Source organism: Cupriavidus sp. H18C1, assembly GCF_049311595.1.
Lineage (GTDB): Bacteria > Pseudomonadota > Gammaproteobacteria > Burkholderiales > Burkholderiaceae > Cupriavidus > Cupriavidus cauae.
This window is the reverse complement of record NZ_CP186008.1, coordinates 532,953-557,545: the sequence shown is the minus strand read 5'-3', so window position 1 is coordinate 557,545 and position 24,593 is coordinate 532,953. Positions and strand designations below refer to the sequence as shown.

The 24,593-nt window shown below is 67.5% G+C and carries 15 protein-coding genes, 1 tRNA gene and 5 pseudogenes; 9 read left to right on the top strand and 12 right to left on the bottom strand.

Going from position 1 to position 24,593, the window contains the following annotated elements; genetic code table 11:
* Positions 1 to 49 precede the first annotated feature (49 nt).
* From aceE to lpdA, 3 genes and pseudogenes are all read left to right on the top strand, one after another.
* Entirely contained in the window at positions 50 to 2,737 is a 2,688-nt protein-coding gene (gene aceE, locus OJJOAM_RS02580; protein WP_422648778.1) for a pyruvate dehydrogenase (acetyl-transferring), homodimeric type, read from the top strand.
* Between the two features lie 185 nt (positions 2,738 to 2,922).
* Positions 2,923 to 4,615 (top strand): annotated as a pseudogene (aceF, locus tag OJJOAM_RS02575) (dihydrolipoyllysine-residue acetyltransferase).
* Positions 4,616 to 4,639: 24 nt separating this feature from the next.
* A pseudogene (gene lpdA / locus OJJOAM_RS02570) lies at positions 4,640 to 6,461 on the top strand (dihydrolipoyl dehydrogenase).
* A gap of 279 nt (positions 6,462 to 6,740) precedes the next feature.
* On the opposite strand, the gene OJJOAM_RS02565 reads toward lpdA, so the two are convergent.
* Positions 6,741 to 7,316, bottom strand: a complete 576-nt coding sequence (locus OJJOAM_RS02565) for a phasin family protein (protein WP_149318958.1) — start codon at positions 7,314 to 7,316, stop codon at positions 6,741 to 6,743.
* 509 nt (positions 7,317 to 7,825) lie between these two features.
* Here OJJOAM_RS02565 and OJJOAM_RS02560 point away from each other — a divergent pair.
* The 3 genes and pseudogenes from OJJOAM_RS02560 (at position 7,826) to pbpG (ending at position 10,897) form a co-directional block, all read left to right on the top strand.
* On the top strand, positions 7,826 to 8,770 hold the full coding sequence (locus OJJOAM_RS02560) for a DMT family transporter (RefSeq protein WP_422648777.1): 945 nt from the start codon (positions 7,826 to 7,828) through the stop codon (positions 8,768 to 8,770).
* Between the two features lie 46 nt (positions 8,771 to 8,816).
* Positions 8,817 to 9,262, top strand: a pseudogene (locus OJJOAM_RS02555) (acyl-CoA thioesterase).
* Between the two features lie 402 nt (positions 9,263 to 9,664).
* Positions 9,665 to 10,897, top strand: a complete 1,233-nt coding sequence (gene pbpG / locus OJJOAM_RS02550) for a D-alanyl-D-alanine endopeptidase (RefSeq protein ID WP_422648776.1) — start codon at positions 9,665 to 9,667, stop codon at positions 10,895 to 10,897.
* 130 nt (positions 10,898 to 11,027) lie between these two features.
* Here the strand turns inward: pbpG and OJJOAM_RS02545 are convergent.
* Positions 11,028 to 12,441: pseudogene (locus OJJOAM_RS02545) on the bottom strand (FAD-binding oxidoreductase).
* Between the two features lie 142 nt (positions 12,442 to 12,583).
* Positions 12,584 to 13,369, bottom strand: a complete 786-nt coding sequence (locus tag OJJOAM_RS02540; protein ID WP_006578410.1) for an IclR family transcriptional regulator — start codon at positions 13,367 to 13,369, stop codon at positions 12,584 to 12,586.
* Between the two features lie 251 nt (positions 13,370 to 13,620).
* Between OJJOAM_RS02540 and OJJOAM_RS02535 the strand changes: the two genes are divergently transcribed.
* From OJJOAM_RS02535 to OJJOAM_RS02525, 3 genes are all read left to right on the top strand, one after another.
* Positions 13,621 to 14,346, top strand: coding sequence for a (Fe-S)-binding protein (locus OJJOAM_RS02535; protein ID WP_422648775.1), 726 nt, complete (start codon positions 13,621 to 13,623; stop codon positions 14,344 to 14,346).
* 51 nt (positions 14,347 to 14,397) lie between these two features.
* Complete coding sequence (locus OJJOAM_RS02530) at positions 14,398 to 15,810, top strand: LutB/LldF family L-lactate oxidation iron-sulfur protein (protein ID WP_422648774.1); 1,413 nt, start codon at positions 14,398 to 14,400, stop codon at positions 15,808 to 15,810.
* Positions 15,811 to 15,908: 98 nt separating this feature from the next.
* On the top strand, positions 15,909 to 16,145 hold the full coding sequence (locus OJJOAM_RS02525; protein ID WP_422649475.1) for a hypothetical protein: 237 nt from the start codon (positions 15,909 to 15,911) through the stop codon (positions 16,143 to 16,145).
* A 165-nt stretch (positions 16,146 to 16,310) separates the two neighbouring features.
* On the opposite strand, the gene OJJOAM_RS02520 is transcribed toward OJJOAM_RS02525, so the two are convergent.
* The 9 genes and pseudogenes from OJJOAM_RS02520 to OJJOAM_RS02480 all read right to left on the bottom strand — a co-directional run bounded on the left by OJJOAM_RS02520 (position 16,311) and on the right by OJJOAM_RS02480 (position 24,586).
* A complete protein-coding gene (locus OJJOAM_RS02520; RefSeq protein ID WP_422648773.1) occupies positions 16,311 to 17,105 on the bottom strand; it encodes an ABC transporter ATP-binding protein in 795 nt (264 codons plus the stop codon).
* A 1-nt stretch (position 17,106) separates the two neighbouring features.
* Positions 17,107 to 18,004: pseudogene (locus tag OJJOAM_RS02515) on the bottom strand (ABC transporter permease).
* A gap of 199 nt (positions 18,005 to 18,203) precedes the next feature.
* Positions 18,204 to 19,175, bottom strand: a complete 972-nt coding sequence (locus OJJOAM_RS02510; RefSeq protein WP_149318902.1) for an ABC transporter substrate-binding protein — start codon at positions 19,173 to 19,175, stop codon at positions 18,204 to 18,206.
* Between the two features lie 282 nt (positions 19,176 to 19,457).
* The gene (locus OJJOAM_RS02505) at positions 19,458 to 20,516 is read right to left on the bottom strand and encodes an aldo/keto reductase (protein WP_422648772.1); all 1,059 of its coding nucleotides are present in this window, start codon (positions 20,514 to 20,516) and stop codon (positions 19,458 to 19,460) included.
* Between the two features lie 130 nt (positions 20,517 to 20,646).
* Complete coding sequence (locus OJJOAM_RS02500) at positions 20,647 to 21,681, bottom strand: quinone-dependent dihydroorotate dehydrogenase (RefSeq protein ID WP_422648771.1); 1,035 nt, start codon at positions 21,679 to 21,681, stop codon at positions 20,647 to 20,649.
* A 354-nt stretch (positions 21,682 to 22,035) separates the two neighbouring features.
* Complete coding sequence (locus tag OJJOAM_RS02495; protein ID WP_149318899.1) at positions 22,036 to 22,788, bottom strand: arginyltransferase; 753 nt, start codon at positions 22,786 to 22,788, stop codon at positions 22,036 to 22,038.
* 46 nt (positions 22,789 to 22,834) lie between these two features.
* Positions 22,835 to 23,584, bottom strand: a complete 750-nt coding sequence (gene aat, locus OJJOAM_RS02490) for a leucyl/phenylalanyl-tRNA--protein transferase (protein WP_422648770.1) — start codon at positions 23,582 to 23,584, stop codon at positions 22,835 to 22,837.
* A 165-nt stretch (positions 23,585 to 23,749) separates the two neighbouring features.
* Positions 23,750 to 24,334 carry an NUDIX hydrolase gene (locus tag OJJOAM_RS02485; RefSeq protein WP_053821981.1) on the bottom strand — a complete coding sequence of 195 codons (585 nt, stop codon included), beginning with the start codon at positions 24,332 to 24,334 and terminating at the stop codon, positions 23,750 to 23,752.
* Between the two features lie 175 nt (positions 24,335 to 24,509).
* A tRNA-Met gene (locus OJJOAM_RS02480) sits at positions 24,510 to 24,586 on the bottom strand.
* Between the last annotated feature and the right edge of the window lie 7 nt (positions 24,587 to 24,593).

The following is a 24,593-nucleotide window of genomic DNA, read 5'->3' as shown; positions in this document are numbered from 1 at the left end:
CCCACGAAAGCGGCCGTTGCTGGCGCACGCATTCCACAGGAGACGATCCATGTCAGCCGTACCAGAGCAGATCCTCGGCGCAGCCGGCGCCAACGACGCCGACCCGCAGGAAACCCAAGAATGGCTGGAGGCCCTGCAGGGCGTGATCGGCGCGGAAGGTAGCGAGCGCGCGGCCTTCCTGATCGACAAGCAGATCGAATATGCCCGCGTCAATGGCGTCACCCAGCCGTTCCACGCGGAAACCCCGTACATCAACACGATCCCGGTCGAGCAGCAGGCGCGCATCCCGGGCGACCAGGACATCGAGCACCGCATCCGTTCGTACTCGCGCTGGAACGCGATGGCGATGGTGCTGCGGGCCAACAAGCACACCAACGTCGGCGGCCACATCTCGTCCTACGCATCGGCGGCCACGCTGTACGACGTCGGCTACAACCACTTCTGGCATGCGCCGTCGGACAAGCACGGCGGCGACCTGGTCTTCGTGCAGGGCCACTCGGCTCCCGGCGTCTATTCGCGCGCCTTCCTGCTGGGCCGGCTGACCACCGAGCAGCTCGACAACTTCCGCCAGGAAGTCGACGGCAAGGGCATCTCGTCGTATCCGCACCCGTGGCTGATGCCGGACTTCTGGCAGTTCCCGACCGTGTCGATGGGCCTGGGCCCGATCATGGCGATCTACCAGGCCCGCTTCATGAAGTACCTGCAGAGCCGCGGCCTGGTCAATACGGAAGGCCGCAAGGTCTGGGCCTTCCTCGGCGACGGCGAGACCGACGAGCCGGAATCGCTGGGCGCGATCGGCATGGCCGGCCGCGAGCAGCTGGACAACCTGGTCTTCGTCATCAACTGCAACCTGCAGCGCCTGGACGGTCCGGTGCGCGGCAACGGCAAGATCATCCAGGAGCTGGAGTCGGAATTCCGCGGCGCCGGCTGGAACGTGATCAAGGTCGTCTGGGGCAGCCGCTGGGATTCGCTGCTGGCGCGCGACACCAAGGGCCTGCTGATGAAGCGCATGATGGAATGCGTCGACGGCGAGTACCAGACCTTCAAGGCCAAGGACGGCGCCTACGTGCGCGAGCACTTCTTCAACACGCCCGAGCTCAAGGCGATGGTGGCCGACTGGTCCGATGACGACATCTGGCGCCTGAACCGCGGCGGCCACGATCCGCACAAGATCTACGCCGCCTACAAGGCCGCCACCGAGCACAAGGGCCAGCCGACGCTGATTCTCGCCAAGACCATCAAGGGCTATGGCATGGGCGATGCCGGCCAGGCGATGAACATCACCCACCAGCAGAAGAAGATGCCGGTCGAGGCGATCCGCCGCTTCCGCGACCAGTTCAATCTGCCGGTGCCGGACGACAAGCTGGAAGAAGTCCCGTACCTGACCTTCGAGGAAGGCTCGAAGGAGCTCGAATACATGCGCGCCCGCCGCATGGAGCTCGGCGGCTACCTGCCGACGCGCCGCCAGAAGGCCGATCCGCTGCCGGTGCCCGAGCTGTCGGCGTTCTCGGCGCTGCTCAAGGCCACCGGCGAGGGCCGCGAGGTCTCGACCACGATGGCCTTCGTGCGGATCCTGAACACGCTGCTCAAGGACAAGCAGATCGGCAAGCATGTGGTGCCCATCGTCCCGGACGAGTCGCGCACCTTCGGCATGGAAGGCCTGTTCCGCCAGATCGGCATCTGGAACCAGCAGGGCCAGAAGTACGTGCCGGAAGACCATGACCAGCTGATGTTCTACAAGGAATCGCAGACTGGCCAGGTGCTGCAGGAAGGCATCAACGAAGCCGGCGCGATGTGCGACTGGATCGCGGCCGCCACGTCGTACTCGACGCACGGCGTGCAGATGATCCCGTTCTACATCTACTACTCGATGTTCGGCATCCAGCGGATCGGCGATCTGTGCTGGGCCGCCGCCGACATGCGTTCGCGCGGCTTCCTGCTGGGCGGCACGTCGGGCCGTACCACGCTGAACGGCGAGGGCCTGCAGCACGAGGACGGCCACTCGCACGTGTTCCACGCGGTGATCCCGAACTGCATCTCGTACGACCCGACCTTCCAGTACGAGCTGGCGGTGATCATGCAGGACGGCCTGCGCCGCATGTACGCCGAGCAGGAGGACGTGTACTACTACCTGACGGTGATGAACGAGAACTACGAGCATCCGGAAATGCCGGCTGGCGTGGAGAAGGACATCGTCAAGGGCATGTACGCCTTCCGCAAGGGCGCCGAGAACAGCAACGCCCCGCGCGTGCAGCTGCTTGGCTCGGGCACGATCTTCCGCGAGGTGATCGCCGCCGCCGAACTGCTGAAGAAGGACTGGGGCGTCGAGTCCGATCTGTGGAGCTGCCCGAGCTTCACCGAGCTGGCCCGCGAAGGCCAGGCCGCCGAGCGCTGGAACCTGCTGCATCCGACCGAGACGCCGCGCGAATCGCACGTGACCCAGTGCCTGAAGTCGGTGCGCGGTCCGGTGATCGCGTCGACCGACTACGTGCGCGCGTTCGCCGAGCAGATCCGCCCGTTCGTGCCGCGCCGCTACGTGGTGCTGGGCACCGACGGCTTCGGCCGCTCGGATACCCGCGAGAAGCTGCGCCACTTCTTCGAGGTGGACCGCCACTGGGTCACGCTGGCCGCCCTGAAGGCGCTGGCCGACGAGGGTGCCATCCCGCGCGACAAGGTCGCCGAGGCCATCAAGAAGTACAACCTCGATCCCAACAAGCCGAACCCGATGACGGTCTGATCCGGCTGTCACTCCCGCGAACCCCCCGGGCACGGCAACGCCGCGCCCGGGTCGCCCGGGTCTTGCCTGGGCGTTGTCCAGTAAATGGCCGGGGCGCCGCGGCGTGACAAGGCACGTGCGTCAAAGTAATCTCGACGCTCCTGTTTCTTGTTGTCACCCGCGCCGTCCTGTCCAGGAGACACTGAATGAGTCAAGCGATTGAAATCAAGGTGCCGGATATCGGCGACTACGACGCCGTTCCCGTCATCGAAGTCCACGTGAAGCCGGGCGACACGATCAACGCCGAGGATGCGCTGGTCACGCTGGAATCGGACAAGGCGACGATGGACGTGCCCTCGCCGCAGGGCGGCACGGTCAAGGAAGTCAAGGTCAAGGTCGGCGACAACGTGGCCGAGGGCTCGGTGCTGGTGATGCTCGAACCCGCGGGCGCCGCTGCTCCTGCGCCGGCTCCCGCTCCGGCCGCCGCGGCTCCGGCTCCGGCCCCTGCCGCTGCTGCGACCCCGGCACCGGCTCCCGCCGCTGCGCCGGCTTCCGCGCCGGCCGCTGCCGGTGGCGGCACCGTCGAGGTCAAGGTTCCCGATATCGGCGACTACGACGGCGTGCCCGTCATCGAGGTCCACGTGAAGCCCGGCGACAGCGTCAATGCCGAGGATTCGCTGATCACGCTCGAATCGGACAAGGCGACCATGGACGTGCCGTCGCCTTCGGCCGGCGTGGTCAAGGAAGTCAAGGTCAAGGTCGGCGACAACGTGTCCGAAGGCACGCTGATCGTGATTCTGGAAGGCGCCGGTGGCGGCGCTGCTGCCGCGGCCTCGCCCGCTGCTGCGCCGGCGCCCGCCGCGGCACCGGCTCCCGCTCCGGCCGCTGCGCCCGCACCGGCAGCTGCGCCGGCTTCTGCTGCCGCTCCCGCACCGGCCGCCGCCGCGCAGGCCGCGCCGGCAAGGCGTCAGCGGCAAGGCCGCGCACGCCAGCCCCTCGGTGCGCAAGTACGCGCGCGAACTGGGCGTCGACGTGTCGCGCGTGCCGGGCTCGGGTCCCAAGGGCCGGATCACCCATGAGGACGTGCAGCGCTACGTCAAGGGCGTGATGAGCGGCCAGGCCGCGGCCCCGGCGCAAGCCGCCGGCGCGGGCGCCGGTGGCGGCGAGCTGGGCCTGCTGCCGTGGCCGAAGGTCGATTTCACCCGCTACGGCGAGATCGAAAGCAAGCCGCTGTCGCGCATCAAGAAGATTTCCGGCGCGAACCTGCATCGCAACTGGGTGATGATCCCCCACGTCACGAATCACGACGAGGCCGACATCACCGAGCTCGAAGCCTTCCGCGTGCAGCTGAACAAGGAATACGAGAAGCAGGGCGTCAAGGTGACGATGCTGGCCTTCATGATCAAGGCCACGGTCGCCGCGCTGAAGAAGTTCCCGAACTTCAATGCCTCGCTGGACGGGGACAACCTGGTTCTCAAGAAGTACTTCAACATCGGCTTCGCCGCCGATACGCCGAACGGCCTGGTCGTGCCGGTGATCAAGGACGCCGACAAGAAGGGCGTGATCGAGATCGCGCAGGAAATGGCGGAACTGGCGAAGCTGGCGCGCGACGGCAAGCTCAAGCCCGACCAGATGCAGGGCGGCTGCTTCTCGATCTCTTCGCTCGGGGGCCTGGGCGGTACCTATTTCACGCCGATCATCAATGCGCCCGAAGTGGCCATCATGGGCGTCTGCAAGTCGTATCAGAAGCCGGTCTGGGACGGCAAGCAGTTCGTGCCGCGCCTGACGCTGCCGCTGTCGCTGTCGTGGGACCACCGCGTGATCGACGGCGCCGAGGCGGCCCGCTTCAATACCTACTTCGGTCAGCTGCTGGCCGATTTCCGCCGCATTCTGCTGTAAGCGGCCCGGCCACAGGAGCAAAGCATGAGTGTGATCGAAGTCAAGGTGCCGGACATCGGCGATTTCGACGCGGTAGAGGTGATCGAGGTCCTGGTCAAGCCGGGCGACACGATCGAGCAGGAGCAGTCGCTGATCGTGCTGGAGTCGGACAAGGCCAGCATGGACGTGCCGTCGTCGGCGGCGGGCAAGGTCGTCGAGGTCAAGGTCAAGGTCGGCGACAAGGTGGCCAAGGACACGGTGATCTGCACGGTGGAGGCGCAGGCCGCGGCCGCGGCGCCGGCACCCGCAGCGCCTCCGGCTGCTGCCGGCCCGGCTCCCGCGCCGGCTCCGGCCGCATCGCCCGCTCCCGCAGCCGCATCGGCACCGGCACCGGCACCGGCTGCGGCTGCGGCAACGCATGCCGGCGGCGCCGATATCCAGTGCGAGATGCTGGTGCTGGGCGCCGGCCCGGGCGGCTATTCGGCGGCCTTCCGCAGCGCCGACCTCGGCATGAATACCGTGCTGGTCGAGCGCTATGCCAGCCTGGGCGGGGTTTGCCTGAATGTCGGCTGCATCCCGTCGAAGGCGCTGCTGCATAACGCCGCGATCATCGACGAGGCCAAGGCGTTGGCCGCGCACGGTATCGTGTTCGGCGAGGCGAAGATCGACCTGGACGGCCTGCGCAAGTACAAGGAATCGGTGGTTGGCAAGCTGACCGGCGGTCTGGCCGGCATGGCCAAGGCGCGCAAGGTGCAGGTGGTGCGCGGCGTCGGCACCTTCCTCGACCCGCATCATCTCGAGGTCGAGGAAACCGCCGGCGACGGCAAGGACACCACCGGCAAGAAGACGGTGATCCGCTTCGACAAGGCCATCATCGCGGCCGGCAGCCAGGCGGTGAAACTGCCGTTCATCCCGGAAGATCCGCGCATCGTCGACTCGACGGGCGCGCTGGAACTGCGCGAGATCCCCAAGCGCATGCTGGTGATCGGCGGCGGCATCATCGGGCTGGAAATGGCCACGGTCTACAGCACGCTGGGCGCCAGCATCGACGTCGTCGAAATGCTCGACGGCCTGATGCAGGGCGCGGACCGCGATCTGGTCAAGGTCTGGGAGAAGATGAACAAGCATCGCTTCGACAAGGTGATGCTCAAGACCAGGACGGTCGGCGTAGAAGCCAAGGCCGATGGCATCTACGTCAAGTTCGAGGGCGAGCAGGCCCCGGCGGAGCCGCAGCGCTACGACCTGGTGCTGGTGTCGGTGGGCCGTGCGCCCAACGGCAAGCGGATCGGCGCGGAGAAGGCCGGTGTCGCGGTGACCGACCGCGGCTTCATCGAGGTCGACAGCCAGATGCGCACCAACGTGCCGCACATCTTCGCGATCGGCGACATCGTCGGCCAGCCGATGCTGGCCCACAAGGCCGTGCACGAGGCGCACGTGGCCGCGGGAAGCCGCGCACGGCGAGAAGGCCTACTTCGATGCCAAGCAGATTCCGTCGGTGGCCTATACCGATCCGGAAGTGGCCTGGGCCGGCCTGACCGAGGAACAGTGCAAGGCGCAGGGCATCAAGTACGGCAAGGGCGTATTCCCGTGGGCCGCTTCGGGCCGCGCGATCGCCAACGGCCGCGACGAGGGCTTCACCAAGCTGCTGTTCGACGAGGAAACCCACCGCATCATCGGCGGCGGCATCGTCGGCACGCACGCGGGCGACCTGATCGGCGAAGTGTGCCTGGCGATCGAGATGGGCGCCGACGCGGTGGACATCGGCAAGACGATCCACCCGCACCCCACGCTCGGTGAGTCGATCGGCATGGCGGCGGAAATCTACGAGGGCGTCTGCACGGACGTCCCGCCGCCGCGCAAGCGCTGAACGGGCGGTTGTAGCAGCACAGACAGGGCCCGCCGGGATGGCGGGCCTTGTTCTATTTGATAACGCAATTAACCGCCAGCATTGCCGAACGGCCGTCGGCGGCTGCGCCCCGAGTTGGCAGGGCGGTCGGCCACCAGGCCACCCCGAAAAACTCCCGCGGCGTCAGGCCGGCGAGCCGGCCATGGTGCCGAAGCCAATAAAAAAGCCCGGCATGAATGCCGGGCTTCGGAGGTCAGCGTAGACGCTTGGTGCCCCGCGAGGGAGCACCAGCCAGCGCGATCAGGCTGCGGTGGTCTTCTTGCCAGCGGTGCGGGCGGTGGCGCTCGCTTGCTGGGCAGCCTTGGTGGCGGCGGTGGCGGCCGCCTGGAAATTGCTTTCGGCGATTTCCACGGCTTGCTTGGTGGCCTTCTGGACCGACTCGTAGGCGTTGTTGGCGGCCGAGATGGCCGACTTCACGATCGCCACGGTCGATTCCGAACCGGCGGGGGCGTTCTTGGCGAAGTTGTCGACCAGGCTCTGCACGTTGCGCGAGCTTTCGGCCAGCTGGGCTTCGGCGACGCGGGTGAATTCCGACTGGGTGTCGGCCGCGATTTCGTACACGTGGCGGCTGTAGGCCACGGCCTTTTCGGCGACCGGCTGGATCAGCGAAACCTGCAGCGCGACCAGTTCCTGGGCGTCGCGGGCGGTCAGCGTGCGCTTGGCGTGCTCGACGTTTTCGGCCAGGGTGGTCTTGACGACTTGCATGTTCAGTTCGACCAGCTTTTCCATGCCTTCGAAGGCCTTGGTGGTCAAACCGAACAGGGTTTCCAGATTGGCTTTGTGGGCGGCGGCAACTTGTTCGGGGGTAAAGGACATGCTGGTCTCCATCAGAATGAAGTCGAGTTCAAGCGAACTCAAAAATAGGTCGCCTAGATGTCAAGGCCGTGACGTTGCGGTGGCCAGCCCAGGCGCGTGAATGGTTTTGTGCGTTCCGCTCCAGAGCGCCGATCGGCCGGTCCGGAAACCGTCTTTCGGGCAATGGTGCGTCGCAACAATTCCGTATTGTATGGACCATGTTTGGTGTGTCAAGCGGTTTTTGTGCATCGCACAACCAGCCTGGGGTAAACCCCCTGGCGACTTCGTCACATTGCCGACCTTGGGTCACTCAAGCCGTCCCCGGACACGTGACGAACAGGGCGGTGCTACCATCGCGCATTCCGTTCCGTCAGGGCGGGGCAGGGGCTCCGCGCCCAGCCCCGCGCGGCCCGCCCGTTTCCACCGATCTTGCCGATGTCCCGCCAAGCCGCCCCTTGCCGCCTTCCCGGCATCGCGATTCCATCTCCCGACAACCGCTTCGCGGTGGCCGTATGCCTGCAGGGGCGCGCATGAGGCCTGCCGCGGAAACCACCCCGGGCCGCACCGCATCCACCGGCGCCAACGTGTGGCTGGTGTCGATGCCCTGGCTGTTCGTGCTGATCTGGAGCACGGGCTTTATCGTCGCCAAGTACGGCATGCCCCATGCCGAGCCGATGACCTTCCTGTTCCTGCGCTTTGCCGGCGTGGTGGTGCTGATGGTGCCGTTCGTCGCGCTGGCGCGCGTGCCGCTGCCGCGGCGCGACGGCCGCGTGGACTGGGCCATGATCGGCCGCATTGCCTTGGCGGGGCTGCTGCTGCAGACCGGCTATCTGGGCGGCGTCTGGGCCGCGGTCAAGCTCGGCATGCCGGCCGGCATGGCGGCGTTGATCGTCGGCATGCAGCCGCTGCTGACCGCGCTGATTTCGCTGCGTCTCGGCGAGCGTCTTCGTGGCTGGCAGTGGGCCGGCCTGCTGCTCGGCATCGTCGGCGTCGGCCTGGTCGTGGCCGGCAAGCTGTCGGTCGGCGCGGCGACACCGTTCAGCGTGCTGCTCGCCGTCGGCGCCTTGCTGTCGATCACCGTGGGGACGCTGTATCAGAAGCATCGCTGCCCGGTGTTCGACCTGCGCATGGGCTCGCTGATCCAGTTCACCGCGGCGGCGCTGGCCTGCCTGCCGTGGATGTTCCTGTTCGAGACGCGCGAGGTCGACTGGAACGCCGAGATGATCGGCGCGCTGGCATGGTCGATCGTGGCGCTGTCGATCGGCGCGATCTCGCTGCTGTTCGTGCTGATCCGGCGCGGCGCCGCGACCAGCGTATCGAGCCTGATGTACCTGACGCCGCCGACCACGGCCGTGATGGCCTGGCTGCTGTTCGACGAACGCTTTCCGCCGATGGCCGCCGCCGGCATGGCGCTCGCCGCCGCCGGCGTCGCGCTGGTGATGCGCGGTGCGGCGGCGTCGCCGCGCCGGGCTTGAACGGCCAGCCTCCAACCTTCCTTCCCGCTCACCGTTATTGCCTGCCATGAAGCCGCAAGCCCAGACCCGCGACTGCTATCGCCACTTCTTGCCGATCACCACGCGTTGGATGGACAACGATGTTTATGGCCACGTCAACAACGTTGTCTACTACAGTTATTTCGACACCGTGGTGAATCGCTACCTGATCGAGCGCGGCGTGCTCGACATCGAGGCAGGCGACACCATCGGACTGGTGATCGAGACGCAGTGCAACTACTTCGCCTCGCTTAGCTTTCCCGAAACGGTGGTCGCGGGTCTGCGCGTCGCGCGGCTCGGCAACAGCAGCGTGCGCTACGAGGTGGGGCTGTTTCGCGAGGGCGAGGACAGCGCCGCCGCGCAAGGCACTTCGTGCATGTCTATGTCGATCGCCAGACGCGCCGCCCGGTCGCCTTGCCGGAGCCGTTGCGCAAGGCGCTGGAGCCGCTGCTGGTGGCGGCTGCGGATCGGTAGGAGCGTGAACGTGAACGCGCGCAGGTGCCGTACCCGCCTGTCCCTCGCGCCCGGTATCGGGGGCAGGGCAGGGAAGCGCGCCGCGCGACGAATGTTGCAGTGCGGATGTGAACCGGAACACGGTTTCGCGCGTTGCTGATCGAGATGACGCGGCCGCTCTCTCGCCGACCCCTCAATTTCCCGCCAGATCTGACGTTAGTGAGGCATGCGCGTGCGCAGGGCGGAAGATTGCCGGGCCCGGAGGCCGCGTCATGCAGATTTCCATGTGCTGCAAGCGTCTTATTTTTCGTATTACGGAAATGTCTGTAATGGAAACTTTAAGTCCGCTGTGTAAGTCATTAATCTTGCTAACAAATTCTTTTTTTCTACACTGGCGCCATTCCCGATGCGCGCCCGAGAATCATGTCCCGGTTCGACCTCCCATTTCTGAGATTTCTCGGCACCCTGCCTCTGCCCTCCGTGGCGGCGACCATGCTGGTGTCGGCGGCGCTGATTGCCGCGCCCATGGCGGAGGCGGCGAGTCAATCGTCTAAATCCGCTAAAAAGACCGAAAAGGTCGTTAAAGTCCAAAAATCCTCGGCTAAATCGTCAAAGTCGTCGACTAAGTCGACGAAGGCGAGCAACGCGTCGAAGCGCTCGACCGTCGCCAAGACCACCAGCCGCAAGGTCATCGTTTCCAAGAATGGCAAGCGCAAGGTCATTCTGGTCCAGCGCCAAGCCGCGCCCGTGCGCGCCGCCTTCACGCCGCCGTCGCGCCCCTCGCTGGGCGAGGCGCTTGGACTGCGCGATACCGACGATGCGCTGTCGCTGCGCTCCAGCGTCGCGCTGGTGATGGATCAGAACAGCAACGAAGTCCTGTTCCAGAAGAACGCCGCCGCGGTGCTGCCGATCGCCTCGATCACCAAGCTGATGACCGCGCTGGTGGTGATGGACGCGCGCCTGCCGATGGACGAGGTGCTGACCATTACCGAGGAAGACCGCGACACCGAAAAGCACAGCAGCTCGCGTCTGCGCTTCGGTACGCAGCTGACCCGGCAGGAACTGCTGCTGCTGGCGCTGATGTCGTCGGAAAACCGTGCCGCCTCGGCGCTCGGCCGCCATTACCCGGGCGGCCTGCCGGCCTTCGTGCAGGCGATGAACCGCAAGGCGCGCGAGCTGGGCATGAACGACTCCCACTTCGTCGATTCGAGCGGACTGTCGAGCAGCAATGTCTCGTCGGCGCTGGACCTGGCCCGGCTGGTCAAGGCGGCCTATCGCAATCCGACCATCCGCGCGTTCTCGACGCAGACCGAGCATGAAGTCAACGTGCTCGGCCGCACCCAGCATTACGTCAGCACCAATCGCCTGGTGCGCGGCGGCAACTGGGACATCGGCCTGCAGAAGACCGGCTTCATTTCCGAAGCCGGGCGCTGCCTGGTGATGCAGGCGCGCATCGGCGGCCGCGATGTGGTGATGGTGTTCCTGGACTCGTCCGGCAACCTGACGCGCTTCGCCGATGCCAACCGCGTGCGCGACTGGCTCGAGCATTCGCCGCCGTCGGCGCCGAACCGCTTCCCGAGCACGCCCAATCTAACGCAAGGCCCAGCCAACTCGCCGCACTACGTGCTGACGTCGCAGCAGGCCCGCGGTATCTGAACGGCGGGGCGGGCGAGCCCCTCCCGCAACGAAAGACCCAACGAAAGACGCGCCCCTCGAGGGCGCGTCGTCGTTTGGGGGAACCCGCAGGCCGATTGGCCGGCTGCCTGGCCTGGCGGCAGTCAGCCGATCAAAGCAGCTTGCCCGGATTCATGATGCCCGCCGGATCGAGCAGCCGCTTGATGCCGACCATCAAGCGCAGTTCGAGCGGATCCTTGTAGCGGTGGAAATACTCGCGCTTGAGCTGGCCGATGCCATGCTCCGCGCTGATGCTGCCGCCATGGCGCATGACCTCGTCCAGTACCTCCGCCGTGACGGCCTCGCCGTGGGTCGTCGCCCACTCCCCTGGGCGCGCCGGCGGGGCGCGACAGGTTGTAGTGCAGATTGCCGTCGCCGAAGTGGCCGAACACGAAGGGGCGGATCGCCGCATCCAACTGCTGCAGCCGCGCCTCCATCCGCTCCATGAACACCGGGATCGATTCGATCGGCAGCGAGATGTCGTGCTTCAGGTGCGGGCCGTCGGCGCGCTGCGCTTCGGAGATTTCCTCGCGCAGCTTCCACATCGCCTCCACCTGGCTCAGCGAGGCCGACACCGCCGCGTCCAGGCACAGGCCCTGTTCAAGCGCGTCGCCGATGGTCGCTTCCAGCAGCGAATTCAGCCCCGCCTCGTCGGTGGTGTCGGCCAGTTCGACCAGCACATAGGCGGGATGGCGGTCGGCAAACGGTGCCTGCACGCCCTCGGCATGCGTCAGCACCAGATCGAGGCACGGCCCGGTGAAGAATTCGAAGGCCTGCAGCCGCGCGCCGCAACGCGAATACAGCAGCGAGAACAGCTGCAGCGCCTGCTGCGGCGATTCCACCGCGGCCAGCACCACCGCGCGCTGATCGGTGCGCGGCAGCAGCCGCAGCGCCACGGCGGTGATCACGCCCAGCGTGCCTTCGGACCCGATCAGCAGCTGCTTCAGGTCGTAGCCGGTGTTGTCCTTGCGCAGCGTGCGCAGTCCGTGGAAGACCTCGCCGTCGGGCAGCACCGCTTCCAGTCCCAGCACCAACTCGCGCGCCATGCCGTAGCGCACCACGTTGACGCCGCCGGCATTGGTGGCGAGGTTGCCGCCGATCTGGCACGAGTCCTCGGCGGCCAGCGACAGCGGCAGCTGGCGGTCCGCGTCATGCGCCGCGCGGCGCAGATTGCCTAGGATGCAGCCGGCCTCGGCCACCATCGTGTTGGCGATGGTATCGACCGAGCGGATCGCGTTCATCCGGTCCAGGCTGAGCACCACGTTGGCGGGGCGGTCGTCGGGCGTGGCGCCGCCGCATAGCCCCGTGTTGCCGCCGCGCGGCACCACCGGCACGCGCCACTGCTGGCACAGCGCCAGGCAGCGCGCGACTTCGTCGGTATCGCGGGGCCGCACCACGGCCTGGGCATCGCCCCGGTAGATCCCGCGCCAGTCGCTCAGCCACGGCGCGATCGCCTGCGCATCGGTGGTCACCACATCGGGTCCCAGCGCCTCGAGCAGGCGCGGCAGAAAACCGGAGTCTTGCATCTCGTCGTGTGCTGTCTGTCGATATCGGGAGGGGGCGGAGCGCGTGGGATCGCGCTCCGGGGCGTGGCGTGAGGGGCGGCAGCAAGGGCGGGCAGGGCCGGCTGCAAGGGGCGGGCGCGAGGCTGCGCCCCGCCGCATGCCGCTACACGTCACTATCGGCGGTATAGCCCATGCCGCGCGAAATCTGCAACGCCGTTTCCTTCAGATTCTGCAGCCAGCTGTCCTGCAGCCGATCCGCCGGCGCCGACAGCGACAGGCCCGCCACCAGCCGGCGGGAGTCGTCGTAGATCCCTGCCGCGATGCAGCGCACGCCGAGCTCGAGCTCCTCGTTGTCGCGCGCATAGCCGTTGGTGCGGACCCAGTTCAGTTCGCGCTCCAGCTTCGACAAGTCGGTAATCGAGGTGCGGGTATGGCCGGCCAGGCCGGTGCGCGTGGCGTAGTTGCGCACCCGCGCGACCTCGTCCGCGGCGAGGAACAGCTTGCCGACCGAGGTCAGATGCAGCGGGGCGCGGCCGCCGATGGCGCGCACCACCTGCATGCCGGAGCGCTCGCTGTAGGCGCGTTCGATATAGACGATCTCGTCGCCCTGGCGCACCGACAGGTTGACGGTCTGGCCGGTGACGCGGTGCAGCGCGCGCATCGGCGCCAGCGCCGCCTCGCGGACCGAAAGCCGGGCCTTGACCAGATTGCCGAGCTCCAGCAGGCGCATGCCGAGCCGGTAGCTGCCCGGATCGGAGCGATCGACGAAGCGGCACGCGACCATGTCGTTGAGGATGCGGTGTGCCGTCGAGGGATGCAGCCCGGTAGCCTGGGAGAGTTCCTTCAGACTGACCGGATCGGCATGCCGCGCGAGCGCATCGAGCAGCGTCATCATGCGTTCGATCACCTGGATCGACGTCTTGCCGGGTTCCTTCTCTGCTTCAGCCATGGGGGAAATTGTTGCCATGCGGCATATTAAGCGACTGCCTGATTCTATCTCGCATCGTGAAAATTTCAATACGTGAAATGTCACAGTCGGGCATTCGGCACATCGAAAGCCCCAAATTGGGGCAGCGGAAGGTCCCCGGAACGCGCCGGCGGGCGATAAAAAGCGGCCGTGGCGGCTCGCCGCAGTGGCGAACCCGCGGCGCAAAAGCGCATAATTGCGGGGTTTTGGGTCTGGAAAAAGGTAAGGAAACCATGCGAGTCGGTCTGTTCGTCACCTGTCTGGTGGACCTGATGCGGCCTGAGATCGGCTTTTCGGTGCTCAAGCTGCTCGAGAAGGCCGGCTACGAGGTCATGGTCCCCGAGGCCCAGACCTGCTGCGGCCAGCCGGCCTACAACTCCGGCGAGCGCGCCGCCTCGCGCGACCTGGCCGAGAAATTCCTGCGCGAGTTCGAGATGTTCGACTACGTGGTGGTGCCGTCGGGCTCCTGCGGCGGCATGATCCTGCACCACTACGGCGACCTGCTGCGCAACGATCCCGAACTGAACGGCCGCTACGAGCGCCTGCGCACGCGGGTCTACGAGCTGACCGATTTCCTTGTCAACGTGGCGCGCATCGACACGCTCGACAGCAGCTTTTCCGGCCACGTGACCTACCACGACTCCTGCTCGGGCCTGCGCGAACTCGGCGTCAAGCAGCAGCCGCGCGCCTTGCTGGGCAAGCTCCCAGGCGTGCAGCTGACCGAGATGAAGGACTGCGAGGCCTGCTGCGGTTTCGGCGGCACCTTCTCGGTCAAGTACGGCGATATCTCGACCGCGATCGTCGACGAGAAGTGCGCCAATATCGCCGCCAGCGGCGCCGAGGCGGTGGTGCTCGGCGACCTGGGCTGCATCCTCAATATCGAAGGCCGCCTGCGCCGGACCGGCGATACGCGCACCCGCGTGCTGCATATCGCCCAGGTCCTGGCCGGCGACGCCTGACCCCCGCATCGATCGCGGATCCACGCCGCATCCCGCAAGAGGCCCCCACGCATGCAAGTCCACAGCATGGAATTCAAGGCGCGCGCCGGCCAGAAACTGGCCGACCAGCGCCTGCAGCAGAACCTGAAGAAGCTGTCGACCAAGTTCGTCACCGCGCGCGCGGCGGCGATCGAGGACATCGATTTCGCCGCCACGCGCGAGGCGCTGAAGGAGCGCCGCGACCGCGCGCTGGCCAATCTGGACGTCTGGCTGGCGACGTTCGAGGAGAACGCCACGCGCCGCGGCGCCACGGTGTTGTTCGCCGAGACGACCGCCGACGCGGCGCGCCTGGTCGGCGAGATCGCGCAGCGCCACGGCGTGCGCAAGGTCATCAAGAGCAAGTCGATGGTGACAGAGGAGATGCGGCTCAACGAGGTGCTGGGCGAGCTGGGCGTGCAGAGCATCGAGACCGATCTGGGCGAATACATCCTGCAGATCAACGATGCCGAGCCGCCGTCGCACATCATTGCGCCGGTGGTGCACAAGGACAAGGACGAGATCGCCGATCTGTTCGCCAAGGTCCACCAGAAGCCGCGGCTGACCGAGATCCCCGACATGACGCGCGAAGCGCGAGAGGTGCTGCGCCCCGAGTTCCTGTCGGCCGATATGGGCGTGACGGGCGGCAACTTCCTGATCGCGGAAACCGGCTCGGTGGCGGTGGTGACCAACGAGGGCAACGAGGGCATGTGTACCGTGATGCCGCGCGTGCACGTGGCCGTCACCGGCATCGAGAAGGTGCTGCCGACGCTGGAGGACCTGGCCACCGTGATGCGGCTGCTGCCGCGTTCGGCCACCGGGCAGGCGATCTCGAACTATTTCTCGCTGCTGACCGGCCCGCGCGCGCCCGGCGAGCAGGACGGCCCCGAGCATATGTACTTCGTGCTGGTCGATGGCGGCCGCACCGGCCTGATCGGCGGCGACTTCCAGGAGATGCTGCGCTGCATCCGTTGCGGTGCCTGCATGAACCACTGCCCGGTCTATCAGAAGATCGGCGGCCACGCCTATGGCTGGGTCTATCCGGGGCCGATGGGCAGCGTGCTGACGCCCAGCTATGTGGGCCTGGGCAATGCCATCGACCTGCCGCAGGCGGCCACGCTGTGCGGCGAGTGCAACCGCGTCTGCCCGGCGTCGATCCCGCTGTCGGACCTGCTGCGCAAGCTGCGCGAGAAGCAGATGGAGCGCGGCATGCGGCCCTGGCAGGAGCGCTGGGCGCTGCGCGCCTGGGGCTATGTCGCCAGGCGGCCGGGCCTGTACGCCTTCGCCACGCGGCTCGGGGCTGGCCTGCTGGCGCGCATGGGCCGCAACGACGGACGCATCGGCAAGCTGCCGCTGGGCGGCCGGGGCTGGACCGATACGCGCGACATGCCGGCGCCGAGCGGCCGTACCTTCCGCGACCTCTACAAGGAGAGGAGGGCGAAGGCATGAGCGATCCGGCGAAACCATCCGACCCGACCCGTGAGGCCAACCCGGCCGATCGGAGCAATCCCGCGAGCAATCACCCCAACCAGGCGCCGCTGCGCGCCATGCGCGAAGCGCTGGACCGCCATCGTGCCGGCGCCTTGCCCGCCGACGCCCTGGTGCGCGCCTGGCGCGAGCAGGCGCCGGCGCTGACGCTGCCGCCGGTGTTCGGCCAGGCGATGGAGGAACTGCTGCGCCGGCTCGAGATGTCGGCGGTGTTCGCGCAGGACAGCTGCTCGTTTTCCAGCACCGCGGTGACGGACCAGCTGGAGCGGTGGCTGGCGAAGGCGGCGACGGCCTGATTAGCCCCGGATCCAACCGCCCGATCCAACCGCCCGATCCAACCGCCCGATCCAACCGCCCGATCCAACCGCCCGATCCAACCGCCCGATTCAACCAGGCAGCAAGCAAAAAACCCCGGCCAAGGCCGGGGTTTTTGCTTGCCAAACCAGCGAGGGACGGACGAATCAGCCCAGCAGCAGCGCGTCGTCGTCCAGTTGCTCGTGCCTGCTGCGCTCGAACATGCGCAGCAGGTCCGGCACGTCGAGGCCCTTGCGTTCCTCGCCCGCGACGTCGAGCACCACTTGGCCCTGGTGCAGCATCACGGTGCGCTGGCCGTAGTCCAGCGCCTGCCGCATGCTGTGGGTCACCATCATGGTGGTCAGCTTGTTTTCTTCGACGATGCGAGCTGTCAGCTCGAGCACGAAGGCCGCGGTCTTCGGGTCCAGCGCGGCGGTGTGCTCGTCCAGCAGCAGGATGCGCGAGGGCTGCAGCGACGCCATCAGCAGGCTGACCGCCTGGCGCTGGCCGCCGGACAGCAGGCCGATGCGGTCGGTCAGCCGGTTTTCCAGCCCCAGGTTCAGCAGCCGCAGCTTGTCGCGGAACAGCTCGCGCGACGAACGGTTCAGGGCCGGGCGGAAGCCCCGGCGCGAGCCGCGCGCCATCGCCAGCGCCATGTTTTCCTCGATCGTCAGCGCCTCGCAGGTGCCCGCCATCGGGTCCTGGAACACGCGGGCGACCAGCGGCGCGCGGTCCCACGCGGGCTTGCGCGTGACATCGTTGCCGTCGATCGTGATGGAGCCGGCGTCGACCATCTGGTCGCCGCTGATGGCGTTCAGGAAGGTCGACTTGCCGGCGCCGTTCGAGCCGATCACGGCGACGAACTGGCCCGACGGAATCTCCAGGCTCAGCCCGCGCAGCGCCCGCGTCTCGATCGGCGTGCCGGGGTTGAAGGTCAGCTTCAGGTCTTGTGCGCGCAGCATGTCAGCCTCCATTCGCCTTGCGGCCGAACAGCTTCTTGCGCGTGGCCGGCAGCACCAGCGCGACCGTCACCAGCAGCGCGGTGACCAGGTTCAGGTCCTGTGCCTTCAGGCCGATGAAATCGCTGTTCAGCGCCAGCGCGATGAAGAAGCGGTACAGGATCGCGCCGAGCACCACGGCCAGCGTGGTCAGCACCAGCCGGCGGGCCGGCAGGATGGTCTCGCCGATGATCACCGCGGCCAGGCCGATCACGATGGTGCCGATGCCCATCGAGATGTCCGAGCCGCCCTGGGTCTGCGCGAACAGCGCGCCGGCCAGCGCGACCAGCGCGTTCGACAGCGCCATGCCGGCCAGTGTGGCGCGGCCGGTGGCGATGCCCTGCGCGCGCGCCATGCGCGGATTGGCGCCGGTCGCCCGCATCGCCAGCCCGAGTTGCGACGAGAAGAACCAGTCCAGGCCCAGCTTGGCGACGATCACGATCACCACCAGCACCAGCGGGCGCAGCATGAAGTCGGGCAGCCATTCCGGCTGCAGCACCGTGAACATCGTCGGCTCGGTGATCAGGGGGCACGTTGGGCCGGCCCATGATGCGCAGATTGATCGAGTACAGCGCGATCATCATCAGGATCGACGCCAGCAGATCCATGATCTTGAGCCGGACATTGAGCCAGCCGGTGATCAGCCCGGCAATCGCGCCGGCGACGATGGCGAGCGCCGTGGCCAGGAACGGGTCCTGGCCCATGGCGATCAGCGTGGCCGCGACGGCGCCGCCCAGCGGAAAGCTGCCATCGACGGTCAGATCGGGGAAATTGAGGATGCGGAAGGAGATCAGCACCCCGAGGGCGACCAGGCTGAAGATCAGGCCGATCTCCAGCGCGCCCAGAAGGGAGAAGAGGGACATGGTGAATCCTGTTGCGGTATGCGCGCCCGCCGGTGGCCGGGCGTGCTGACTGGCGCGGACGCCGCCGGCGGATCATGCGCCTGGGCGGGCCGCAGGCTGCAACCAGCGGCGTCGGCGCGCGGCCCGGTAGGGCGTGGCGCCGGCCCGCCGCCCGCTGCACGGCATGCCGGCAGCCGGGCGGCGGGTCGTCACTGCGTCATTACTTGATGACCTGCTTGGCTTCCTTGATCAGGTCCTGCGACAGCGTCACGCCTTGCTTCTCGGCGGCCGTCGTATTGACGAACAGCTCCAGCTTGTCGCTGGTCTCGGACGGGATCGCGCCCGGCTTCTCGCCCTTCAGGATGCGCACGACGATCTTGCCGGTCTGCACGCCCAGGTCGCCGTAGTTGATGCCCAGCGCCGCGATCGCGCCGCGCTTGACGCTGTCGGTATCGGCAGCGACCAGCGGCACCTTCGATTCGTTGGCGACCTTGACCAGCGCCTCGTAGGCCGACACCACGTTGTTGTCGGTATTCGTGTAGATCACGTCGACCTTGCCGACCAGGCTCTTGGCGGCCGGACCGATATCGACAGTACGCGGCGCGGCGGCTTCCTTCAGCGTCAGGCCTTCCTTGGCCAGCAGCGACTTCAGTTCCTTGACCACCACGACCGAGTTGGCCTCGCCCGGGTTGTAGACCATGCCGACGGTCTTGGCCTTGGGCACCACGCGCTTGATCAGCGCGACCTGCTTGTCCAGCGGCAGCTTGTCGGACACGCCGGTCACATTGGTGCCGCTGGCCTGCCAGCCCTTGACCAGTTGCGCCGCGACCGGGTCGGTGACGCCCGAGTAGACGACCGGCACGGTCTTGGTCGAGGCCACCACGGCCTGCGCGGCCGGCGTCGCGATGGCGACGATCGCGTTCGGCTGGTCGCCGACGAACTTGCGGGCGATCTGCGCGGCGGTGCCGGTGTTGCCCTGCGCGCTCTGGTATTCCCACTTCAGGTTCTTGTCGGCGTCGTAGCCGGCCGACTTCAGTTCCGCGCGCACGCCGTCGCGGATCGCGTCCAGCGCGGGGTGATCGACGATCGAGAGCACCTTGACGGTCTGCGCGTTCACCGCGCCACCGTGCAGCAGGGCCAGCGCGACGGCGCCGGCGAGCAAGGTCTTGGTCGAAGTTTTCAGCATGGTCATGGTCGAATCTCCCCTCGAATATTTGGTTGTGGGTTTCGGTTGGGTCGGCCGCCCCTCTGCCTCGGTGGTTCCAGTGGATCGCCGGCTGGCGCGCGTGGTTCGCGCACCGCCAACGGGGGCGGCGTCAAGCCCGCGAGGATACCATTTCCCCGGCCCGCGGTGCCCTGTTGCGGCGCGGTGCGGGACCCCCACCGAGGTCGGGTTTCGCTGCGGATTTATGGCCCCCGCTATTGCGTCGTTATTGCGCGGTTATTGCGTGGTTATTGCGCCGTCATTGCACCGTCATTGCGCCGGATTATGGATCTCGGCGTGGATCCGCTCGATGCCGGCGAGCACCTCTTCCGGCAGCTGCACGCCCCAGGCGTCGATGTTCTCCTGCAGCTGCGCCAGCGTGGTCGCGCCGATGATGGTGCTGTGCGCGAACCAGCGCGAGTAGCACCAGGCCAGCGCCAGCGTGGCCGGCGACAGGCCGTGCGCGCGCGCCAGCTCGACGTAGCGGGCGCTGGCGGCCAGCGTTTCCGGCCGCATATAGCGCGGGCTCCAGTCCGCGGGGAAGCGCGTCAGCCGGCCCGGCGCCGACGGATCGAAGGTCGGCTGGGAGGCGTCCGCGCGCAGATACTTGCCGGTCAGCTGGCCGAAGGCGAGCGGGCTGTAGATCAGCAGGCTGACGCCGGTGCGGTAGCAGGCCTCGTCCAGGCCCTGCTCGAAGCTGCGGTTGACCAGGTTGTAGGGGTTCTGCACGGTGGCGATGCGCGGCAGCCCGTGCAGCTCGGCCTGCTTGACGAATTCGGCGATGCCCCACGGCGTTTCGTTCGACACGCCGACATGGCGGATCTTGCCGGCGCGCACCAGCTGGGCCATCGCGTCGAGCTGCGCGGCGATGCTGGTGCAGGCGCGCTCGCGCGACGGGTCGAACTGCTTCTGGCCGAAGATCGGCGCGTTGCGGGCCGGCCAGTGGATCTGGTACAGGTCGATGTAGTCGGTCTGCAGGCGCTTGAGCGATTCGTCGACCGCGGCGCGGATGCTCTGCGGCGTCAGGTCGCCGCCGTTGCGGATCCACGGCATGCGCGCCGGGCCGGCGACCTTGGTGGCCAGCACGATGCGGTCGCGCGGCTGGCGCCTGAGCCAGCTGCCGACGATCTGCTCGGTGCGGCCATAGGTCTCGGCGCGCGGCTTGACCGGGTACATCTCGGCGGTATCGATGAAGTTGATGCCGCGCGACAGCGCATAGTCCAGCTGCTGGTGGCCTTCGGCCTCGGTGTTCTGTTCGCCGAAGGTCATCGTGCCGAGGCAGATGCGCGAGACCTGCAAATCGCTCTGGCCTAGTCGGATCGTTTCCATGCGGTGTTCCTCTATATGGGGCGGGATGAAGGGAAGGGCGCATCCATCCCGCATCCATCCCGCATCGCGTGTTTATCAAGTGCGCGTCAATCCGGCGTCAATCCCGCATCCGGCGCGTATCGTGCGCCTGTCAAGCACGCAGCGCGGCCGCGCATTCCTTGACCAGCGCCGGGCCGCGGTAGATCAGCCCGGTGTAGAGCTGCACCAGTTGCGCGCCCGCGTCGATCTTGGCGCGCGCCTGCGCGCCGTCGAAGATGCCGCCGACGCCGATGATCGGCAGCGCGTCGCCGACCACCGCGCGCAGCGCGCGCACCACCGCGGTCGACGCCTCGAACACCGGCCGGCCCGACAGGCCGCCGGCTTCCTCGGCATGCGGCAGGCCCTTGACCGCCTCGCGCGAGATCGTCGTGTTGGTGGCGATCACGCCGTCGATCCGGTGGCGCACCAGCGCGTCGCCGATATTGCCGATCTGGTCGGCGTCCAGGTCCGGCGCGATCTTCAGCGCCAGCGGCACGTAGCGGCGATGCTGGTCCGCCAGCCGCTGCTGCGCGGTCTTCAGCGCCGACAGCAGGCCATCGAGTTCGCTGGCGCCCTGCAGCTGCCGCAGGTTCTTGGTGTTCGGCGACGAGATATTGACGGTGACGTAGCTCGCGTGCGGATAGACGCGTTCCAGGCAATACAGGTAGTCGTCGACCGCGCGCTCGATCGGCGTATCGGCGTTCTTGCCGATGTTCAGCCCCAGCACGCCGCCCTCGGCCTTCCAGCGCGACGCGTTGACGTTGGTGACGAAGGCGTCGACGCCGCCGTTGTTGAAGCCCATCCGGTTGATCAGCGCGTCGGCCTTCGGCAGCCGGAACATACGCGGGCGCGGATTGCCGGGCTGCGGGCGCGGCGTCACCGTGCCGACCTCGATAAAGCCGAAGCCGAACGCGGCCAGGCCGTCGATATAGGCGCCGTCCTTGTCCAGGCCCGCCGCCAGTCCGACGGGATTCGGAAAGCGCACGCCCATCACGGTGCGCGGATCGTCTTCGATGCGGTTGCCGAGGCAGCCGGCCAGTCCAAGGCGTTGCGCGCGGCGCAGGTTGTCGAGGGTCAGGTGGTGAGCGTCCTCGGCGTCCATCGAGAACAGGGCGGGACGAAACAGGGGGTAGAGCGCGTTGAGCACGGCGGAAATCGGCAGGGAATCGGGCAGGGAATCGGAGACCGGGCGGCCACGGGCGACCAGGCGGAGAGCGGCGGGGCGGGTCCGGCGATGCACCGCGGGCGCGGATGGCGGCGCGGTCAGGGCGATATTGTAACGGCAGCGGCGCTTGGGGCGCCGGGGAGGCCGGCGCGGGGGTAGATACCGTGGTGACGCCGTGAAGCGGTGATGCGGTGAAGCGGTGAAGCGGTGATGCGGTGATGCGGTGATGCGGTGATGCGGTGATGCGGTGATGCGGTGATGCGGTGATGCGGTGATGCGCGGCCGTGGATCGTGCGGTAGAGCGTGAGGGCGTGATGCGCGTGCTGAGCCGCGCGCTCAGGCGCCCTCGGACTCGAACGGCCGCCACTGGTTGCCGACCAGCACCTGCAGCGGCTGGAAGCGCGCCTTGTAGGCCATCTTGCGGCTGTTGGCGATCCAGTAGCCGAGGTACAGATGCGGCAGGCCGAGCTCGCGGGTCTGCTCGATCTGCCACAGGATGTTGTAGGTGCCGTAGCTGGTCTTGGGCTGCAGCGGATCGTAGAAGGTATAGACCGACGACAGGCCGTCGTCGAGCACGTCGATCATGCTGACCATGCGCAGCTTGCCGGGCTCGGCGGCGTCGGGCGGATCGCGGAATTCGACCAGCCGCGAATTGACGCGGCTCTGCAGCAGGAACTGCTCGTACTGGTCGCGGCTGTCCTGGTCCATGCCGCCGCCGGCGTGCCGCATCGACTGGTAGCGCAGATACAGCGCGTAGTGTTCCTCGACGTAGGTCAGCGGCGCGACCAGCGCCTGCAGATGGCGATGGCGCTGCCAGGCGCGGCGCTGGCTGCGGTCCGGCTCGAACTGGTCGACCGCGAGCCGGCACGGCGTGCAGGCATGGCAATCGTCGCAATAGGGGCGGTAGGTGAAGACGCCGCTGCGCCGGAAGCCGGCGCGCACCAGGCGGGAATAGACGTCGGCATTGATCAGGTGCGCGGGGGTGGCCACCTGCGAGCGGGCCATGCGGCCTTCGAGATAGCTGCAAGCGTAGGGCGCCGTTGCATAGAACTGCAGCGCGGAAAGGGGCAATTCCTTGAGCTTGCTCATGATCGGATGCTGCCGTCGGGTGCTGCCGCGGTCGGAGCGCGGGCCGCTAGCGCTCGGCCTCGCGCGCCCGTGTCCACCATTCGAGCACCGTCTTGTCGAACCGCCACGGCACGATCTGCGGCTGCGCGGTCGCCGTGCGCAGATGCGCGACGAACTCGCTGCGCGGAATCGGCCGCGCGCCCAGCGAGGCGAGGTGCTCGGTTTCCTGCTGGCAGTCTATCATCGTCACCCCGTGGCCGGCGAGGAAGCCGCACAGCGCCGCCAGCGCGATTTTCGAGGCGTCGGTGCGGCGCGCGAACATCGACTCGCCGTAGAACATGCGGCCCAGCGCGACGCCGTACAGCCCGCCGACGCGCTCGCCGCGATACCAGGTCTCGACCGAATGGGCCATGCCGCGCGCATGCAGCGCGCCGTAGGCCTCGACGATCTCCGGCGTGATCCACGTGCCGTGCTGGCCAGCGCGCGGCGTCTCGGCGCAGGCGCGCATCACCGCTTCGAAATCGTCGTCCACGCGGATCTGCCAGTCGTCCTCGCGCAGCACGCGCTTGAGCGTCTTGCGCAGGCTCAGCGAAACCCGCAATGCGGTGGGGGCGAGCACCATGCGCGGATCGGTGCTCCACCACAGTACCGGCTGGCCCTGGGCGTACCAGGGAAAGATGCCATGGCGGTAGGCCAGCAGCAGGCGCTGCGGGGTCAGGTCGCGGCTCGCGGCCAGCAGGCCGGGGGCTTCGGAGTCGGGGCCCAGCGCGGCATCGACCGGGGGAAACGGATCGTGCGGGTCGAGCCAGGCGATCATGCGCGAGAGGAGGCGAGGGCGGGGGAGACGGCGCGGTGGAAGGCGCGATTGAACGGGGCGGGGAGCGCGATCGTCACGGGAGCGGCGCGGTGGCAGCGTGGATGTTGGCTCTGCATGCGGCGCTGAGGCGGGCTCGGTAGGCGGCTCGGAAGGCGGCCCGCGCGTTCAGGGCTCCACCGTCGCGCGCGCCGCCAGCGGGCGCATCGGCTTGTCGATATCGAGCGTATGCAGCCGGAAGCTGCCGTCCGCGATGCGGCCGGCGGCGCGGTCCGCGAAGAAGCAGCGCAGCGTGTGGATCACGGTGGGGAAGGCCAGCTCGTCCCAGGGCACGTCGGCCTCGTCGACCAGCTTGACCTCGAGGCTTTCCTCGCCCGGCGCGATGTCGAGGTCTTCGAGCCTGGCCAGATAGAACAGATGGACCTGATGCACGTGCGGCACGTTCAGCATCGAGAACAGCTCGCCGATCTGCACGCGCGCGCCGGCTTCCTCCAGCGTCTCCCGGGCGGCGGCCTGCGCGGTGGTCTCGCCGATCTCCATGAAGCCGGCCGGCAGCGTCCAGAAGCCGTAGCGCGGCTCGATCGCGCGCTTGCACAGCAGGATCTTGTCTTCCCAGACCGGAACGGTGCCGACCACATTGCGCGGATTGACGTAATGGATGGTGCCGCATTGATCGCAGAGATGGCGCGGCCGGTTGTCGCCATCGGGGATGCGCAGCACGACCGCATGGCCGCAGTTCGAGCAGAATTTCATGGATTCGGTCCGGGAGGAATGGGCGCAGTTTATCACCGGCCCTGGGGCGGCACGACCGTGGGGCCGCGACCTTTGTGCGCGCTCGAACGAGCGGCGCGGATCGGCGCAATTCGCGCAGAAACAAAAAAGCCGCCCGGTGAATTGGGGCGGCTGCTTTTTGCTGGATTCGATCGGTTGGTTGCGGGGGCAGGATTTGAACCTGCGACCTTCGGGTTATGAGCCCGACGAGCTGCCAGACTGCTCCACCCCGCGTCCGTCG

Bases quoted from the DNA above. Each gene is read 5' to 3' on its own strand.
- aceE (WP_422648778.1), top strand. From the start codon at position 50: ATGTCAGCCGTACCAGAGCAGATCCTCGGCGCAGCCGGCGCCAACGAC.
- OJJOAM_RS02565 (WP_149318958.1), bottom strand. From the start codon at position 7,316: ATGTCCTTTACCCCCGAACAAGTTGCCGCCGCCCACAAAGCCAATCTG.
- OJJOAM_RS02560 (WP_422648777.1), top strand. From the start codon at position 7,826: ATGAGGCCTGCCGCGGAAACCACCCCGGGCCGCACCGCATCCACCGGC.
- pbpG (WP_422648776.1), top strand. From the start codon at position 9,665: ATGTCCCGGTTCGACCTCCCATTTCTGAGATTTCTCGGCACCCTGCCT.
- OJJOAM_RS02540 (WP_006578410.1), bottom strand. From the start codon at position 13,369: ATGGCTGAAGCAGAGAAGGAACCCGGCAAGACGTCGATCCAGGTGATC.
- OJJOAM_RS02535 (WP_422648775.1), top strand. From the start codon at position 13,621: ATGCGAGTCGGTCTGTTCGTCACCTGTCTGGTGGACCTGATGCGGCCT.
- OJJOAM_RS02530 (WP_422648774.1), top strand. From the start codon at position 14,398: ATGCAAGTCCACAGCATGGAATTCAAGGCGCGCGCCGGCCAGAAACTG.
- OJJOAM_RS02525 (WP_422649475.1), top strand. From the start codon at position 15,909: ATGCGCGAAGCGCTGGACCGCCATCGTGCCGGCGCCTTGCCCGCCGAC.
- OJJOAM_RS02520 (WP_422648773.1), bottom strand. From the start codon at position 17,105: ATGCTGCGCGCACAAGACCTGAAGCTGACCTTCAACCCCGGCACGCCG.
- OJJOAM_RS02510 (WP_149318902.1), bottom strand. From the start codon at position 19,175: ATGACCATGCTGAAAACTTCGACCAAGACCTTGCTCGCCGGCGCCGTC.
- OJJOAM_RS02505 (WP_422648772.1), bottom strand. From the start codon at position 20,516: ATGGAAACGATCCGACTAGGCCAGAGCGATTTGCAGGTCTCGCGCATC.
- OJJOAM_RS02495 (WP_149318899.1), bottom strand. From the start codon at position 22,788: ATGAGCAAGCTCAAGGAATTGCCCCTTTCCGCGCTGCAGTTCTATGCA.
- aat (WP_422648770.1), bottom strand. From the start codon at position 23,584: ATGATCGCCTGGCTCGACCCGCACGATCCGTTTCCCCCGGTCGATGCC.
- OJJOAM_RS02485 (WP_053821981.1), bottom strand. From the start codon at position 24,334: ATGAAATTCTGCTCGAACTGCGGCCATGCGGTCGTGCTGCGCATCCCC.